At 48.4% G+C, this 17,553-nt stretch carries 15 protein-coding genes and 1 pseudogene; 4 read left to right on the plus strand and 12 right to left on the minus strand.

Features of this window, described 5'->3' with window-relative positions; genetic code table 11:
• Window positions 1–13 precede the first annotated feature (13 nt).
• From D6C13_RS12480 to gmk, 6 genes are all read right to left on the minus strand, one after another.
• Entirely contained in the window at window positions 14–1,342 is a 1,329-nt protein-coding gene (locus D6C13_RS12480) for a PTS sugar transporter subunit IIC (protein WP_120133068.1), read from the minus strand.
• Window positions 1,343–1,571: 229 nt separating this feature from the next.
• A complete protein-coding gene (recG, locus tag D6C13_RS12485) occupies window positions 1,572–3,653 on the minus strand; it encodes an ATP-dependent DNA helicase RecG (protein WP_120133069.1) in 2,082 nt (693 codons plus the stop codon).
• Window positions 3,650–4,348 (minus strand): tRNA (guanosine(18)-2'-O)-methyltransferase TrmH, encoded by a 699-nt coding sequence (trmH, locus tag D6C13_RS12490; protein ID WP_120133070.1) that lies wholly within the window; start codon window positions 4,346–4,348, stop codon window positions 3,650–3,652. Before trmH ends, recG begins: the two co-directional genes overlap by 4 nt.
• A 5-nt stretch (window positions 4,349–4,353) precedes the next feature.
• Window positions 4,354–6,462 (minus strand): bifunctional GTP diphosphokinase/guanosine-3',5'-bis pyrophosphate 3'-pyrophosphohydrolase, encoded by a 2,109-nt coding sequence (spoT, locus tag D6C13_RS12495; protein ID WP_120133071.1) that lies wholly within the window; start codon window positions 6,460–6,462, stop codon window positions 4,354–4,356.
• A 19-nt stretch (window positions 6,463–6,481) separates the two neighbouring features.
• Window positions 6,482–6,757 (minus strand): DNA-directed RNA polymerase subunit omega, encoded by a 276-nt coding sequence (gene rpoZ / locus D6C13_RS12500; RefSeq protein ID WP_015699238.1) that lies wholly within the window; start codon window positions 6,755–6,757, stop codon window positions 6,482–6,484.
• A 54-nt stretch (window positions 6,758–6,811) separates the two neighbouring features.
• Entirely contained in the window at window positions 6,812–7,435 is a 624-nt protein-coding gene (gmk, locus tag D6C13_RS12505) for a guanylate kinase (RefSeq protein ID WP_120133072.1), read from the minus strand.
• 278 nt (window positions 7,436–7,713) lie between these two features.
• On the opposite strand from gmk, the gene ligB reads away from it, so the two are divergent.
• A complete protein-coding gene (gene ligB / locus D6C13_RS12510) occupies window positions 7,714–9,408 on the plus strand; it encodes an NAD-dependent DNA ligase LigB (protein WP_120133073.1) in 1,695 nt (564 codons plus the stop codon).
• Between the two features lie 15 nt (window positions 9,409–9,423).
• Here ligB and D6C13_RS12515 read toward each other — a convergent pair whose 3' ends face one another.
• Window positions 9,424–10,041, minus strand: a complete 618-nt coding sequence (locus D6C13_RS12515) for a trimeric intracellular cation channel family protein (protein WP_112289302.1) — start codon at window positions 10,039–10,041, stop codon at window positions 9,424–9,426.
• Between the two features lie 343 nt (window positions 10,042–10,384).
• Between D6C13_RS12515 and D6C13_RS12520 the strand changes: the two genes are divergently transcribed.
• Both D6C13_RS12520 and fabF read left to right on the plus strand, forming a co-directional pair.
• Complete coding sequence (locus D6C13_RS12520; protein WP_120133074.1) at window positions 10,385–11,005, plus strand: TetR/AcrR family transcriptional regulator; 621 nt, start codon at window positions 10,385–10,387, stop codon at window positions 11,003–11,005.
• 143 nt (window positions 11,006–11,148) lie between these two features.
• Entirely contained in the window at window positions 11,149–12,423 is a 1,275-nt protein-coding gene (fabF, locus tag D6C13_RS12525; RefSeq protein WP_120133075.1) for a beta-ketoacyl-ACP synthase II, read from the plus strand.
• Window positions 12,424–12,515: 92 nt separating this feature from the next.
• Here the strand turns inward: fabF and D6C13_RS12530 are convergent.
• The 5 genes and pseudogenes from D6C13_RS12530 to D6C13_RS12545 all read right to left on the minus strand — a co-directional run.
• Window positions 12,516–12,861 (minus strand): annotated as a pseudogene (locus D6C13_RS12530) (BRO family protein); the annotation flags it as partial.
• 317 nt (window positions 12,862–13,178) lie between these two features.
• Complete coding sequence (locus D6C13_RS25640) at window positions 13,179–13,352, minus strand: hypothetical protein (RefSeq protein WP_167458024.1); 174 nt, start codon at window positions 13,350–13,352, stop codon at window positions 13,179–13,181.
• Window positions 13,342–14,862: an anti-phage dCTP deaminase gene (locus D6C13_RS12535; RefSeq protein ID WP_120133076.1), complete on the minus strand. Its 1,521-nt coding sequence runs from the start codon at window positions 14,860–14,862 to the stop codon at window positions 13,342–13,344. The genes D6C13_RS25640 and D6C13_RS12535 overlap by 11 nt, the downstream gene beginning before the upstream one ends.
• Before the next feature lie 26 nt (window positions 14,863–14,888).
• On the minus strand, window positions 14,889–15,758 hold the full coding sequence (locus D6C13_RS12540; protein WP_120133077.1) for a hypothetical protein: 870 nt from the start codon (window positions 15,756–15,758) through the stop codon (window positions 14,889–14,891).
• A gap of 450 nt (window positions 15,759–16,208) precedes the next feature.
• The gene (locus D6C13_RS12545) at window positions 16,209–16,958 is read right to left on the minus strand and encodes a hypothetical protein (RefSeq protein WP_120133078.1); all 750 of its coding nucleotides are present in this window, start codon (window positions 16,956–16,958) and stop codon (window positions 16,209–16,211) included.
• Window positions 16,959–17,133: 175 nt separating this feature from the next.
• On the opposite strand from D6C13_RS12545, the gene D6C13_RS12550 reads away from it, so the two are divergent.
• Window positions 17,134–17,349, plus strand: a complete 216-nt coding sequence (locus D6C13_RS12550) for a hypothetical protein (RefSeq protein WP_120133079.1) — start codon at window positions 17,134–17,136, stop codon at window positions 17,347–17,349.
• The last annotated feature ends 204 nt before the right edge of the window (window positions 17,350–17,553 follow it).

A 17,553-nucleotide genomic window follows, 5' to 3' on the forward strand; every position in this document is an offset into this window, starting at 1 on the left:
GCTTTTTTATCCCTTATTGCGCGACATCTGCCTTTTCAGTAAATACCTGATCTTGCGCTTCAGCCGCTTTTTCCTGCGCCATTAACTGTTTCTCATAAACCTTGAAGAACGGATAGTAAATCACCATCGAAAGCGCCATCAGCATGACGACCAGAATCGACACTTTGAAATCCCAGCCCATCGCCCAGGCTGCGCCAATGGGCGCCGGAGATGTCCACGGCACCAGTGAAATCATATGCGGCAGAAGATTAGTTTTAACCGTGGTGTAGGCAATAACAGCATTCACCATCGGTGCCAGCAGGAAGGGGATGAAAAATACCGGATTCATGACAATCGGTGTGCCAAAGATAACCGGCTCATTGATGTTAAAGCAGCTGGGAACCAGACTCAGTTTACCCATCGTGCGCAGGTGCGCCGACTTACTGCGACAGAACAGTAACACCAGCCCGATGGTCGCGCCGGAGCCGCCGATGACAATCAGGAAGTTCCAGAACGCTTCGGTCATGATGTGCGTCATCGGTAAACCTGCGGCGAGATCGGTTTGATTCAGGCCGAGGTTGGTTAACCAGAAAGCCTGCAACATGCCAGAAACGATGGCTGAACCGTGAATACCGGCAAACCACAACAGATGACAAATCAGTACGGCAAGCAGCACCGCAGGCAGTGAGTCAGCGGCGGAAATCAGAGGCTCGAACAGCGCCATAATGGCCTGCGGCAACAACATGTCGAATCCGGACTGCACCAGCAAACTCAGCGGGAAAAGGGTCAAAACCACCGCAATAATCGGGATCAGCAAATCAAACGAATGCTTAATGTTTGAAGGGACCTGTTCGGGTAAACGTATGCCGATATTGTATTTTTTCAGCAACCGCGTCAGCTCTGTCACATATATAGCCACCAGTATGGCGGTAAATATTCCCACTCCACCCAGCGCAACGGTCGACATTTTCTCGTCCACCTGAGGCGCTGCGACCAGCAGAAACGACATCAGCGCCAGCATCGCCGTCATGAACGGGTCAAGTTTGTAACTTCTCGCCAGATTGTAGGCAATCGATGCCGAAATGTAGATCGACATGATCCCCATCGTCATATTGAACGGTGTCAGGATCTGCACTTCATATTTTGCCGAAAGCGCCAGCCAGCTTCTGGCAAAACCCCATGAGGATTCAGGCGAGAAGGGCGGATGGACAAAAACCAGTAAGAATGAGCCGACAATCATAAACGGCATTGCTGAAATAAACCCGTCACGCACTGCCATGACGTGTCGCTGTGAGGAAAGCCGGGCAGCAAAAGGGCTGATCTTTTGTTCTATAAAGTTAAAGAGTGACTGGCTGATGCTCATAATATTCTGGCCTTATGTTGAAGAGTTCAAACACGGTTGCCTTAATTATCATCAGTGTAGTGGTGGGGTATGAAACCGGTTACCGACTTTGCCTCAGTCTGTGAAGGTCATCAAATAACCAATGAAGAAAGCGGTTCAGCTGCGGTCAGATTAAAATTTGCATGAATGCAGGGATGCCAAAGCATCAGTTTTAATAATGTTTTGGCAGCATGAGATTATGGGGAGTGGATCAGGCGTTGGTGTATCTGACACTTTCCGGCAGCCAGCGCTCAATCAATGCCTTGGCATGTTCCGGGAACTGCTGCTGGAGATAACGCGCAATGCGCTGGACGTCGGGGATCATCGCCTGATCGCGCAGCAAGTCCGCGACTTTGAACTCGGCACTGCCGGTCTGGCGCGTACCGAGCAGCTCGCCTGGTCCACGGATCTCTAAATCCTGCTGGGCGATGACAAAGCCATCATTGCTGTCACGCAGAACCTGCAATCGCTTCTGTGCGGTTTTGCTCAGCGGAGTTTTATAGAGCAGAACACAGTGCGAGGCCACTGCGCCACGCCCGACGCGTCCGCGCAGCTGATGCAGCTGCGCCAGCCCTAAACGTTCCGGGTTTTCGATGATCATCAGGCTGGCATTCGGCACGTCAACGCCGACTTCAATAACGGTCGTTGCCACCAGAAGCTGCACTTCGCCTTGTTTAAACGCCTGCATGACGGCCTGCTTTTCCTGCGCTTTCATACGGCCATGCACCAGCCCGATATTCAGTGCCGGAAGCGCTTCTTTCAGCCCTTCCCAGGTCGCTTCTGCCGCCTGAGCTTCGAGCATTTCCGATTCTTCAATCAGCGTACAAACCCAATAGGCCTGACGATTTTCCTGCTCGCAGGCACTTTTGACGCGGCTGATAATGTCACTTCGGCGTGTATCAGGAATGGCGACAGTGGTCACCGGCGTACGGCCCGGTGGCAGTTCGTCGATCACTGAGGTATCAAGGTCGGCATAGGCAGTCATAGCCAGCGTTCGCGGGATTGGTGTCGCCGTCATGATCAGTTGATGAGGATGGAAGCCCTGTTGCAGCCCCTTTTCCCACAGCGCCAGACGCTGATGTACGCCGAACCGGTGTTGTTCATCAATGATGACCAGAGACAATGACGAGAACAGCACCTGCTCCTGGAAAATAGCGTGTGTGCCCACCACCATCGAAACCTGACCACTGGCGATCGCTTCCTGCTGCGCCTGTCGGGCTTTACCCTTTTGTTTACCGGCCAGCCAGCCAACCTGGATCCCCAGCGGTTCAAACCACTGACGAAAATTATTGGCATGTTGTTCGGCCAGTAATTCTGTCGGTGCCATTAACCCGACCTGTTGCCCCTGAGCAATAGCGCAAAGTGCGGCGAGAGCCGCCACCAGCGTTTTGCCAGAACCCACATCCCCCTGAACCAATCGCATCATCGGGTAGCTTTTCGCTAAGTCCTGCTCGATTTCAGCCACCACGCGCTGCTGGGCACTGGTCGGGCTAAAAGGGAGGGATGCGAGGAACTGATTTTTCAGCCGGTCGTCATGATGCAGCGGCAGCGCTTTATAGCTTTGTGTGCCAGCGCGAACGGCCAGCATACTGAGATTGTGCGCCAGCAGTTCTTCCATAATCAGGCGGCGTTGAGCCGGATGATGGCCTTTCTCAAGATCGGCGAGCTGGATATCTGGCGGCGGACGATGCAGTAAATGCAGCGCCTGAGGAAGTGGTATCAGCGAACGGCTCAGTTCTTCGGGCAATAATTCAGCGATAGGGACGGTATCGAGCAATTCCAGCGCCTGATCGGTCAGCTTACGCAGTGTTGCCTGGCGAATACCTTCCGTTGTCGGATAGACCGGCGTCAGTGACTCCTGTAAAACGACTTCGCTGTTTTCACCCTGAATACGGTATTCCGGATGAATGATTTCGGCGCCGATGGTACCGCGTTTAATTTCGCCATAAGCCGTGACCCGACGGCCTGCGGCGAGACTGTTCTTCATCGCCGCGTTAAAATTGAAGAAGCGCAACGTCACCATGCCGGTGCCGTCACTTATCTGACAGGTCAGCATTCTGCGGCGGCCAAAACTGATATCACTGCGCAGCACTTCGCCTTCTATCGTCGCCAAAATACCGGGCTGTAAATCATTGATGGTGTAAAGGCGGGTGCGGTCTTCGTAACGTAAAGGGAGATGAAGCAGTAAATCCTGAATAGTTTCAAGGCCAAGCTTAGCGAGTTTGTCTGCCTGACTGGCTCCGACGCCGGAAAGCGACGTCAGCGGGATGGCGTCGAGCAGGCGGCCTTTCATCTTTTTTTAACCGTCATTTGCATCGCAGACCACCATTCCTCATCGGCAACGATTTGCCCGTGTTCATCAATGAAAGGGCGCGGAAGTTTCTTTCGCTTCGCCACATTTGACAGAACCGGATAACCACCTTCAAACAACAAGCGCTGCTGCTCTTTCTCGCTCAGCAGACTGGTTTCGCGGCGATACAGACCGGCATTTTCGCGCTGGCGCTGGGCTTCGTACAGGATAAGCGCCGAGGCGACAGACACGTTCAGAGATTGCACCATACCGATCATCGGAATGATGATATCGCTGTCTGCCAGTGCTAATGCTTCAGGTGTGATACCGGTTTTTTCCTGACCCAGCAAAATGCAGGTCGGGCGGGTGTAATCAATCGCGCGGAAATCGACGGCTTTTTCAGAAAGATTCGTGGCGAGTATTTGCATACCCTTTGCCTTCATTTTAGCGACGGCATCCTGAATGGTTTTGTGCGTTTTAACCTGAACCCAGCTGTTGCTGCCCGCTGCCGAAGAGACCAGCGTCTTCATTCGGGTCGTCGGCCAGACCGCGTGGATTTCGTGAACGCCGACGGCGTCTGCCGTGCGAATGACAGCAGAAACGTTATGCGGTTTATGCACCTGTTCCATGCAGACCGTCAGGTCTGGCTGTCGGGCCGCAAGCATTTCGCGGATGCGCGCATAACGTTCTGGAGTCATAACAATCAGTTTCGGTTACGGGTAACTTTGATGACATCCGGCATGATACGAATTTTACGCATGATATTCGCCAGATGAACGCGATCGCGGGTCGTCAGGCGGATAAAGGCGCTGTAGACGCGACCGTCTTTTTCTTCGGTGCTCAGACTCTGAATGTTCGACTGTGCTGCGTTAATGGCGGCGGTCAGGTTCGCTAAAGCACCCTGATGATTGAACATATCAACTTTGATTTCGGCGATAAATTCCTGATCCGTTTCCTGATGGTTATCCCAGTCTACGGCCATGAATTTCTCAGGTTCTTTCTGATAGCCACGAATGTTACGGCAGGATTCATGGTGGATAACCAGACCTTTGCCCGGACTGACATGGGCAATAATCGGGTCGCCCGGGATCGGACGGCAGCATTTTGCGAACGTGATCAGCACGCCATCAGCGCCTTTAATTGGCAGATTGCGTGTACCTGATGTTGCCATTGAAGACTGATCACCCATCAGATTTTTTGCGACAACAACGCTCATGGCATTGCCGAGGCCGATTTCAGCCAGCAGATCATCCATCGCGGCGAGCTTCATTCGATCCAGCTCATTTTTGATGTTTTCTGGCGGAATATCTGACAGTTTTTTACCGGCACCCAGCGCGTGGTTCAGCAGACGGCGACCCAGTGAAACGGAGTCATCACGTTTCAGGTTTTTAAGCATCTGGCGGATTTTAGCCCGGGCGCGTGAACTGACGACAAAATTCAGCCAGGCGGCATTCGGGCGGGCACCCGGTGCGGTAATGATTTCGATAGTCTGGCCGCTGGTCAGCGGCTGCGAAAGCGGATAAGGCTGGCGGTCAACGCGGGCACCCACGCAGGCATGACCGATATCGGTATGCACGGCGTAAGCAAAGTCGACCGGCGTCGCGCCCGCAGGCAATTCGACGATGCGACCTTCCGGCGTAAAGACATAAATCTCGTCCGGGAACAGATCCGATTTCACGCTTTCGATAAATTCAAAGGAGTTACCTGCGCTTTGTTGCAGCTCAAGCAAACTCTGTAACCAGCGTTGAGCGCGGATCTGCGCTGTGGTGCTGGTTTCACTGTTCTCTTTATAAGCCCAGTGAGCCGCAACCCCCATCTCTGCCATCTGATCCATATCTTCAGTACGGATCTGCACTTCAACCGGTACGCCGTGCGGGCCGATAAGCGAAGTATGCAAAGATTGATAGCCGTTGGCTTTTGGGATTGCGATGTAATCTTTGACCCGGCCCGGACGCGGTTTGTACAGGCTGTGAGCCTGTCCTAACACGCGATAGCAGGTATCGAGGTCTTTAACGATCACCCGGAAAGCGTAAATATCCATGATGGAATGGAAACGCTGTTCCTTGAGGTGCATTTTGCAATAGATAGAATACAGGTGTTTCTCACGACCACTCACGCGACACTGAATACCGGCTTCGGTTAAACGGCCCTCAATCTCAGAGAGGATTTTTTGGATCATCTCTTTACGGTTACCACGTGCGGCTTTCACCACTTCTTTAATGACGCGATAACGGTTTGGATAGAGTGCTTCGAAGCCCAGCTCTTCGAGCTCGGTTTTCAGATGGTGAATACCCAAACGGTGTGCCAGCGGGCTGTAAATTTCCAGCGTTTCGCGGGCAATGCGGCGACGTTTATCCGGGCGCAAAGAGCCCAGCGTGCGCATGTTATGTGTACGGTCAGCGAGTTTGATCAAGATGACGCGGATGTCTTGCACCATCGCCATGACCATTTTGCGGAAGTTTTCCGCCTGCGCTTCTTTCTTATCGCGGAACTTCAGCTTGTCTAACTTTGAAACGCCTTCAACCAGCTCAGCCACGCTCTTGCCAAACAGTTGTTCCATATCCTGGTAAGTTGCAGGCGTGTCTTCGATAACGTCGTGTAATAACGCCGCCATCAGAGTCTCATGATCGAGCCTCATTTCAGCCAAAATACAGGCCACGGCTACCGGGTGAGTGATATAAGGCTCACCGCTGGAGCGCGTCTGCCCCTCGTGCGCATCCCGCGCAACGAGGTAAGCCTGCACGAGGCGCTTAATTTGCTCCTCCGGCAGGTATTTTTGAATCAGTTGATTCAGGCTTTCAAAGATATACAAGTGAGATCCGTTTCGTTAATTAACGACGGCCTTCAGCGATGGCAGTCACTGCCTGAATCTCTGCGGCTTCCTGCTCCTGTTGCTCCTGACGGTCACGAACGTCGAGGATCTGATTAGTGATCAGGCCTTCTTCAATTTCGCGCAGGGCAATAACGGTGAATTTATCGTTTTCTTCAGCGACCAGTGGATCTTTACCACCAGATTGCAGCTGGCGTGCGCGACGAGCAGCCACCAACACCAGGTCAAAACGGTTACCAATTTTCTCAACAGCGTCTTGAACAGTTACGCGTGCCATATATGTGCTACTCCACAGGGTGACGAAAGACTGGGCATAATACTGAAAGTGACTTCAGTCTGCCAATAGTTTGGTGATTAATCCGTCATGACGGAGCCGCTGACGGCTCAGACGCAGACGTTCGGCGCGAATAATGGTTTTTAAATCCGATAACGCCAGATCAAAATCATCATTCACAATTAAATAGTCGTATTCGGCAAAGTGCGTCATTTCTGCAACAGCCTGCGCCATACGTTTTGCGATAACTTCTTCGCTGTCCTGACCACGGCCACGCAGGCGACGGTCAAGCTCATCTTTTGATGGCGGCAATACAAAGATACTGCGTGCCTGAGGCATTTTTTTCCGGATTTGCTGAGCACCTTGCCAGTCGATATCCAGGAAAACATCCACACCAGAAGCTAAAACCTGCTCAATGGTTTCACGTGAAGTGCCGTAGTAATTACCGAAAACTTCTGCGTGTTCTAAAAAGTCATCACGTCCAATCATCTCGCGAAACTCTTCTTTAGACACAAAGAAGTAATGTTCGCTGTCTTTCTCGCCCGGTCGCATTGAACGGGTGGTATGAGAAATAGAAACCTGTGTGTCGTAGAGCGGTTGTGTTTTAAGTAAAGCCTGAATCAGACTTGATTTACCTGCTCCACTTGGGGCGGAGACAATATATAGCGTGCCTTGAACCATGATGACGTTTCAACTGAATGGGTTGATAGGAAGTATGCGAAGAGTGATCTCTCGCACAGTATACACGCTCGCCGCATTCGGTGCAGCGCCCAGACGTATTTCATCGCAACTTCGCACGGGAAAATAGCCTTTCTTTGTAGATTTACGTGCCGTCTTCCAAAATTTCTTTTCTTTACAGCAACCCGCAAAATATCTGTGAAAGCATCTCGCAGGAATCGAAAATGAGACTGGCGCAGGACATCCCCGCGGCGCTTACTGGCACCCACAAGGAGGTGCTAATGCGCCAGTTAATGATTATCAGCCTGTTATTTATCCATTTTTCTTCTCTTTGCGCAGAGTTACCTGATGGCGTATGTCCAGACTGGCCAGCAACACATCTGGAAATGGAAACGCTTAAACTCACGTTACAACTCGCGCAATGGGACACTGCTTATCATCAGTCTGGCATCAGCCCGGTAGAGGATTCGGTGTATGACAGTTTGCGTCAGAAACAAAGTTTCTGGCTGCAATGTGCCGGTCAGGCGCTTCCCGCACCCGTGATCCCCCGTGCAGATGATGCCATTTCCGTTCATCCGGTTTCTCACACCGGGCTGAATAAAATGAGAGACAAGCAGGCTGTTGCTAACTGGATGCAGGGGCGTAAAAACCTTTGGGTGCAGCCCAAAATAGATGGCGTAGCCGTGTCACTGGTATATCGATACGGACAACTGGCAGCGTTGTTAAGCCGCGGTGATGGTGAAAAAGGGCAAAGCTGGACGGCAAAAGCGGCATTGATCCCGGCTATCCCGCTCACTATCGCGGACATCAGTCCTGAACTGGTATTACAGGGCGAACTTTATCTGAAGATGACCGGTCATCAGCAAAGTGCGGATGGCGGCGTGAATGCACGATCGAAAGTCGCGGGAGCAATGATGCGCACTGCTGCCTCTGACATATTGAATCAGCTGGGTATTTTTATCTGGTCGTGGCCGGATGGGCCCATCAGTATGGCCTCTCACCTTGAGAAACTCAGTCAGTTCGGTTTTCCTGCTGTTTCTCAATACACTCTGCCCGTGAGTTCTGTAGATGATGTGGAAAAATGGCGGGATGCCTGGTTTCTCCAGCCTTTGCCTTTTGCAACCGATGGCGTAGTCATCCGCCAGGAAGAAGAACCTGCGGGTAAATATTGGAAAAATAAGCCGGCAAGCTGGGCTGTAGCCTGGAAATATCCTCCGGCAAGACAGCTTACAGAAGTCGCGGGTATCACGACGACTATCGGGCGAAGTGGGAAAGTCACCGTCATTCTGAATCTGAAAAGCCTCAGGCTGGATGACAAATGGGTGAATAAGGTGAGCGTGGGATCCGTCAGTCGTTTCAGGGAATGGGATGTGCTCCCCGGCGATCAGGTGGCCATTACACTGGCCGGGCAGGGGATACCGCGTCTTGACGAAGTGGTATGGCGCGTCAGTGAGCGCCAAATCCTGCAACTGCCAGATCCGCAGCTTTACAATGCCTTTTCCTGTTTCACCCCTGAGCTTGGTTGTACGCAGCAGTTCATGTCCCGTCTGATCTGGCTAAGCGGGCCTGAGGCTTTAGATATGGCCGGATTTGGCGGGGCAACCTGGCAAAAATTGCTCGATGCTCTTCCAGCTGATTCGCTGATAAGCTGGATAAATATCACCGAAAAAGAGATGGCGGCGGTTCCGGGGATCGGCGCAAAACAGGCTCAGAAACTGGTGGCCCAGATTTCTTTGGCGCGTCAAAAAGATTTTCGCCACTGGCTCTCAGCAATGGGCTTTCCATCATCTGCACTGAAATTTGCAGAGAATCAGCATACCTGGGATCAGCTGAAAGCATTGACCTCGCCGGAGTGGGAAGCGACCGCAGGGATAGGGAAGACGCGAGCGGATCAGATTTTTGAATTTATTCATCACCCGCAAGTGATCGCTATCGTCGGGGCATTAAGGCAGGTGCATCTGCCTGCCTTTCAGTGAGGTATCAAAAGCGGGCTAATGATCTGAATGCGGATAATTGAAGACGGGCAATCCAAGACGGAACCGCAGCGCTATCAGGCGGGCAATAAAGCCGACCAGCAGGGTGATGATCACCACCAGATTGTGCGGCAACGAGAAATATTGCAGCCCGATGTAGACCCAGGCAGAGGCAAAAGAAACGCCTGCGTAAATTTCTTTCTGGAAGACCAGCGGGATCTGATTACACATCATATCCCGCAGGACACCACCGAAAACGCCGGTAATAACTGCGCAAACGGAAGCGATTATAGGACCATGTCCCATATCGAGTGCCACTTGTGTCCCAATAATAGAAAACACTACCAGCCCCAACGCATCGAGTACTAAAAAGAGACGGCGCAGGTGTTGCATCAGCGGTGCCAGCCAGGTGGTCATGAGTGCGGCAACGGCCACAATGACAATGTATTCCGGATGCTTGACCCATCCCAAAGGATAGTGCCCCAACAGCATGTCGCGGACAGAGCCGCCGCCAATAGCCGTCGCAGATGCAATAATAATGACGCCAAAGGAGTCCATTTTGCGACGTCCGGCAGCAAGAGCACCGGTCATGGCCTCTGCGGTGATCCCAATAATATAAAGAACAGTGAGTAACATCGATGTGCGCCAGACGAATCAGTAATGAGAAAACGGTAGCCGCGTAGAGTAAGGAGTTTCCCCTTGCTTCTCGACTGAGTTTTTCTTTTGCATTGATTTTGAAATAACTAAATCTAATGCGGTCACCCCTGAAACTAGCCTGTGCATAAGGGTGAGTATGAATGCCGGGTTATTTTAGATTAGAAAAATCGTAATTGCTCGTTACTTTAGCTTTCCTCTTTCTCTTTATGTAATCCCCCGCTTTCTTTTCAGAAGTGAATTTTTTTTGTTTATAGGTTACGATTAATTGAAATCGTCACTCACTGACGCTCAGCTTAATTGTTTTATCTGCCCGGAGGAGTGTATGAAGCCCGATATTCCGGTTGCGTTAACACAACGTGGACCTGCCGAGCATGAACGGCGTGAACAGATTATTGATGCGGCATTCGAGCACTTCCGTCTGTATGGGTACGCCAAGACGTCAGTAGCCGATCTGGCTAAATCAATAGGTGTTTCAGGTGCCTATATTTACAAGTTTTTCGAATCGAAACAGGCCATTGGTGAAGCGATTTGCTCGCAACGTGTCGGGCAAATAGATGAGGCTTTGATGCTGATTGCACAAACTGATCAAAGTGCGACTCTGCGCCTGCGCTCTATTTTTAAAACGCTGCTGACCCGTAGTCTGGATCTCTTCTTCCAGGACAGAAAATTGCATGACCTGGCTGCCACAGCTTCGGCTCAGCAGTGGAAATCGACCCTGAATCACCGGGCTATGATGTACAGCATTGTTGAAAAAGTGGTCACCGACGGGCGCGAATCCGGTGAGTTTGAGCGTAAAACGCCATTGGATGAGGTTTGCATGGCGATTACCAGCGTAATGACGCCGTTCTCGCACCCGTTGTTGCTGGAGCAAAAAACGCCGGAACAGCTGGAAGAACGTGTTCAGGCCATCACCAGTCTGGTTTTGCGTAGTCTGGCAAAATAGCCATAACGAAATTTTTTGTTACGGGTTTGCAAAATCGTAATTCGTCACATACTGTCAGCCATATTTTCAGAAACCCGTTTCTGGCCGGTTCATAAAAGCACCCGCAGAAACTTAAGTCCTAAATAGACAGAAAGGAATGTTTTATGACTCATCGTCGAGTAGTTATAACCGGCATGGGGGCTGTGAGTCCTCTGGGCTGTGATATCGAAACGATCTGGAAGCGTCTGCTCGCCGGTCAGTCCGGTATCCGTGTTTTGCCGGAAGAAATTGTTGAAACCCTGACCGTGAAAATTGGTGGTCAGGTACAAACCAAAGAACAGGACCCTGAATCAGGATTCGATCCGGACCAGTTTGTGGTGCCGAAAGACCAGAAAAAAATGGACCGTTTCATTCTTTTCGCAATGGCTGCTGCGGATATGGCTGTTGCGGATGCGGGCTGGAAAGCAGAAACGCAGGAACAACAAGAACGTACTGCAACCGTCATCGGTTCTGGTATCGGTGGTTTCCCGGCGATCGCGCATGCTGTGCGCACCAATGACAGCCGTGGTGCTAAGCGTCTTTCCCCTTTCACTATTCCTTCGTTCTTGGTGAATCTGGCGTCTGGTCAGGTTTCCATTAAGCATCAGTTTAAGGGCCCAATCGGCGCACCGGTAACGGCTTGCGCGGCGGGTGTTCAGGCAATTGGTGATGCAGTACGTCTGATTCGTAATGACGAGGCGGATGTTGCACTTTGTGGTGGTGCTGAAGCCGCTATCGATACCGTCAGCCTGGGTGGTTTTGCTGCGGCGAAAGCGATGTCCACCGGTCATGAAGATCATCCGGAAAAAGCATCCCGCCCGTTCGACAGCGCGCGTGATGGCTTCGTCATGGGCGAAGGCGCGGGCATGCTGGTCATCGAAGAACTGGAACACGCGAAAGCCCGTGGTGCCAAAATCCTGGCTGAGATTGTCGGTTACGGTACCAGCGGCGACGCTTACCACATGACTTCTGGTGCGGAAGATGGTAACGGTGCCGGTCGCGCGATGAAAATCGCTCTGCGTCAGGCGGGTATCCAGCCTTCAGATGTTCAGCACCTGAATGCTCATGCTACTTCCACGCCGGTGGGTGATCTGGGTGAAATCAATGCGATTAAAACCCTGTTCGGCACTGACGGTAAGCTGGCGGTGACGTCCACTAAATCTGCGACCGGCCATCTGCTGGGCGCGGCTGGCGGTCTGGAAACCATCTTCACTATTCTGGCCGTGCGTGATCAGATAGTTCCTCCGACGCTGAATCTGGAAAACAAAGATGAAGCGGCTGCAGATCTCAACATTGTCGGCAATATCGCGCAGAAACATGCCATTACGTATGCTCTGTCAAACGGCTTCGGTTTCGGTGGCGTGAACGCCTGCGTACTGCTGAAACGCTGGGAAAACTAATTTTCTTCTGCGTTGAAGCCTAAAAAAACGCCTCCGGTTGTGATGACCTGAGGCGTTTTTTATTATGCGGAGAAACTGAACCTGTGCTGCTATTCGTCTGGTTTGCAGAGCAAAGTAAGTCTGTCCGGCAGCGATCACGGGTTTGCTGGGATCACCATTTTGGACAACCAGATAACATGCGTATCTCGACAGATGAACGTCATCTAATTCACGCAAAGCTGCGGAACCCAGAGTCACCATTTTGGTGGCGTCAACGAAATGGTCTGCGATCTCCTGGTTACTTGTCTCACAGGCTTGCATGGCTCTGGATAAAACCTTCTGAAAACTCCTCCAGTCTTTATAATCCAGTAAAGGAGCCAGCTCTCTTGCTGACTAATACTCACTTCCATCTTCGCTGTTCAGACGAAGGTCTTCAAAAGGCTGGTGGTGTTCGTTCATTCCAATCTCCATATTGCAGATACTGCTGGCCAGAACATGGGAATGGCTGGCGCGTTTTAAGGCGCCTTCATGATAACTCCTGAGAATAAAAAAAAGCCCGCCAGTATGCGGACTTTCCAATGTTAGCGCGGCTTAATATTACGCTTTGAAACTTTACTCAATATTCTGGATCTGTCTATGGGATTTAAACTAATTCATTGATATTAAATGTTATTTTTCGATTATGAATTTTATTGGTACATGTTTTGGTACAATAATTTAGGCTAAAAAAACAGAAGAAACCTCGCTCCTCTGTTTTATAAAATTACTAACATGGTTCAAGCTAAGCGTGTTTTTCCGCTTTTTGCAGAGCTACGCCCTTGTACAACAGAAGGAGATGAGGAGCGCGCAGAGCCGGTATCACTTAACCCAGATTTTTTCCAAGTTGGCCATTTATTAACCTGTTCGCTTGCCTCTTTCAGATAAGCAAGAAATTCTTCTTTATTCGTCATTTTGTAATTTCTCCACCAATTTAGCAACGATTCCTGCTGACACAGATTCTCGCTCGATATAGGAAGATGGTAGCATCTGCATTCTAAGTTTGCCAGATTTCCTCTCCCATTCTACAACGTTACCGTCATTATCTTTTCGTTTAACTTTATAGCCAATTCCGAGACTGATTGAAAATAGATTGAAGAAGCATCGTGGGCCTACGCCTACAAACGGTTCAAAGATAACATGTTCGCTAGCTTGAGCTTGTTCTGGTGTTGATATCGAATCCGGATGAAAATCAAAAGCCTTACTTTTTGGATAAGGTTCAATATAAACTACTCTTTTAATGCCACTCGCGACAATATGCTTTGCACAGTTATGACATGGGAATGTCGTACAATATAGGATGCCATCATATGTACTAATATTGCTCCGTGCACATGCAAGAATTGCTTCCATTTCTGCATGTACAACCCTACCATATTCAGTGATGTATTTTATTTTGCTTTTGGATAAATGCTTCCTTAGTTCATCTCTATTCTCTTCTTCAACATTTTTCAAGATATCTTCTATTATAATATTTTTTTCTTTTACATTCGAATCTACTCCAACTTTATAATCCCTGCCAAGTTCTGCATCTATTATTTCTCCATCTTTGTATTCTGGCCAGTATAATCCCCCACCAAATTTGGGGACATCATTAGCGCCAGTAGATATAATGTTTTTATTTTTAGTTAATACTGCCCCAACTTGCCTTGAAAGGTCGCCAGATCTTAATGATGCCGAAAATGCCATAAACATAGAATATTCATCAAAGGTTGGCGTAACATATGGATTACCAAATATTAGGTCTAATACCCTCCATAAGTCATTGTTAATCCTATCAATGCTTCCTGTGTGATTTATAAAGAAATCTGATAGTTCATAAGTGTCTCTTGTGTGCTGACCCCATTTATCTTCTTCCTCTGAATCTCGTTCAATAAGTAGCTTCGCGTTATCTTCACTGATGAATTTATTTTTTCTTAAAAAATCCAAACGTCTTTTTTCATCTGCATAAACACCAATAAGATAAAATCCATTGGTATAAATTTTACGTAAGGTATTGACTTCATCCGGGTGCTTAAGCGAACTAATTATGTATGCTTTTTTGGGTGAAGGGACGGGGGTATCATCTATTTTAGATCGCTTTTGGTTTATTTTTGCTGCTGCAGCAAGGGCTAATATTGAATTATCTTCACTGATTCGCCTTAGGTTATTCCCTTCACTCATAAGGTTATTTATTTTTTCATAGTTGTCTTGAATATCTGGAATGTCCCTTAACGCAGAAATTATATCAGTGGATATTCTTATTTCTTCTGTTTTATAACCAAAGGCAACTAACCTTTCCTTTATAGAAGTTTTTATTATTTCTAAATCAGTGCCTACTGCTCCAACTAATCCAATAACTAGCTCTGAATCTGAGTCCGGATCTAGGTCTGCTTCCATAGGGGGTTCACTATTATTGATCTTTACTAACGCATTTATTTTCATACTGAGTATTCCACCAGAGTTAATTTTTAACTAATTAAAACTTGTTTTAACCTTTTGTAGAGATCTCCACTTAAGTCTTTAAGTCCTTGAGAGTTAGCTAAATATATTAATGCTCGATGATGTCCTAGGTCAGAGGGTATATCATTTATGGACTGTGTTATAGGAATGACTATTTTACCTAAAGTATGAGCAATGCCCGTTTCATACATTACATTCGGATTTCTACCTGTGTAATCTACAATAACCACCTTTGAACAGTATATCAAATCAAAAATATCTTGTATGAATGTTGAGTTATCCCATAAATCATCGGCTCGAAAACATTCTATTTTCATATAATCAGTCACATTTTTTATAGCTGTATATGTGCCCGAGAAAGATGAGTTAAATGGCATCATTACTGAAACTAATCGAGAGTTTAATGGTTTTTGCGGTATTTGGAAAACAGATGGTTTAAATGTTATCAACCTTTCGGTGGGTATCTCTTGATGATCTGTAGATATAAACTCGCCATGTACTTGGCAGACCCTTATCAAACCAGAAGGTGATTCAGCTATAGATAGATTATAGCTCTTCAAGCATTTCTTTACAGATTCAAGAGCTTTAGGTCTATCAACGTTTTCATTAAATAAGAAATGATCAGGATGGAGTAAGTACTCGATTACTTTTATCATTTCTTTAGAAGGTAGACCATTAGAGGTCGGTTTTCTCTGGTTTAACTCTTTAAGAACGTCATTAACCCAATGTCTACGAGTGGAGCCATCGTGAACATATTCTAGGTCAATATCTATAAAGAATCTTGTAAGGTATGATGAGCTACGGTAAGGAAAAAAAGAAAAAGGATCATCACCACATATCATTTCTGATAGTTTAGTTAATCCTGCAGTACCAATCATAACCACTCCCTAGTATTCAAAATTAAGGTTCTGTAATTCATCCTACTCAAACCGGCCATCTCCCTGCAAGGATTGTAGAGGGTGAAGATAGTTTTTGTGAGGAAGCTTGCTTAATTATTATTAATTACCCCTTGTGCGCAATGCTATCCCCGCCACGCCTGCCCGCTTTTCATATCGCTTTTAATGCATGTGCATGGTCGCTCTCAGAGCGCGCCAGTACAGGCTTGGAAGGTATTGAAAAATACTCATTTTAAAATGCAAAAGCATGCAGTAAGAATGCACCACACATTTTTATAAAATCAATGATTTAATCGGTTTTTATGGTGAATTTTTGAAGGGAGGCAACACAGTGCAAGAACAAAGAAAGTGGCAGGTTTTTCAGTAAAAATGAGTATCTCGCAGGAGTCATTGCGCCGAGATACCCATTTATGTGATTGGGAATTTGGGAGGTTATTTCTCCGTTACGCTGAGCTGTTCCTCCTTACGCTTGACGGCTGCAAAAGCCATTGAACGACCGCCGCCGCTGGCAAGTTTCGCGCTGAAAAACTTCGTCTCAGGCCGGTGAACGCCAAGTTGTGCTAAAACGGGTTCCTGAGCCATGTCGAATCTGTAGCGCGTCATTTCATCTTTCAGATACTGATTAATTTCTTCAAAAATGACGGCGTCCGGACTGACTTCGTAGTCGCTCAGCCTGCCGCCCAGCGTTACGGTAGCCTGCTGGTATCTTAAGGCTGTACGTTTCAATGATACTGCCCGGATAAGCGTCTCAAGGCCTGCTGACAGCGCCTTTTTTAGTTCCTGTTCTGCATAGGCCATTAACGCACTTTCATGGCTGTCTAAAAGCGCTTTGCCAGAGCCTGAACAGGTAATTTCCTGACGGTCTTTTTCAATGTCCAAACTGAGAAGCAGGTGTCCCAGCTCGCGTGACATTTCCTGATTTGCCAGACGTTGCAGTTGCTGCGCTTTCATTTCGTCACTGACCTGACCGCGCATTTTCAAAAAGGCCTCGCGCCACTGGCCACCGGACTGCTCACTGAGATTATCTATTTCCTCTTTTTGATTTTTGCAGCGGGTCATGTCGGCAATTATCTCCTCCATTTTATTCACATTCCCCTGCTGGGTCTGCTTGGTATCGAGATAACGCGAAATAGCCTGCTGAACGGCAGGCGATAATTCTGACTCAGGCGTATTGGGTTTCATAAATGGCTCTCACGTTGGGTCGGTTAATATCAATAATTATGAGCCTGACCGGAGAGCGTTTCTATTGAGGCAGGACGTACTGTAGACGGCAGAACGGCGGAAGCTAACGCATATTTTTCAATGCTGTAATCTAAGCATATCGCTAATAACTTCAGAAAAGAAAGGGGAAATATCAATGCTCACACTCAAACTCGGCACCCAGCAAATCACACTCACTCAGCGTGATGCCATGCGGTTAATTGAAGGCATGATGTTAGCAATCAAAGACCCTGCCGGCGCGGGCAGGAATGCGCTACATCTTGGGGATTTGACTCTTTCCTCTCAGCCGCAGTCTGTGAATAAGCCGGTAAATTACTCTTCAGGCGCGAAGGACACGCTGACAAACTGTTGAGGGTATTTGTTACCCGTCGGACGATGAAAAAAACGCCTGCCAGAAATAAACGCTTCGGGTTTCTGTATTATTCAGTAATTCTCGGCGCGTACATGTAGTACAGGTGCGTACACCTATGATTTGCAATGTAAAATACTGTACTACATGCCACATTTACACCGCGTACATGTAGTACAGTTGGGGACATGTAATGACAAATCAGCC

The organism is Rahnella woolbedingensis (assembly GCF_003602095.1).
Lineage (GTDB): Bacteria > Pseudomonadota > Gammaproteobacteria > Enterobacterales > Enterobacteriaceae > Rahnella > Rahnella woolbedingensis.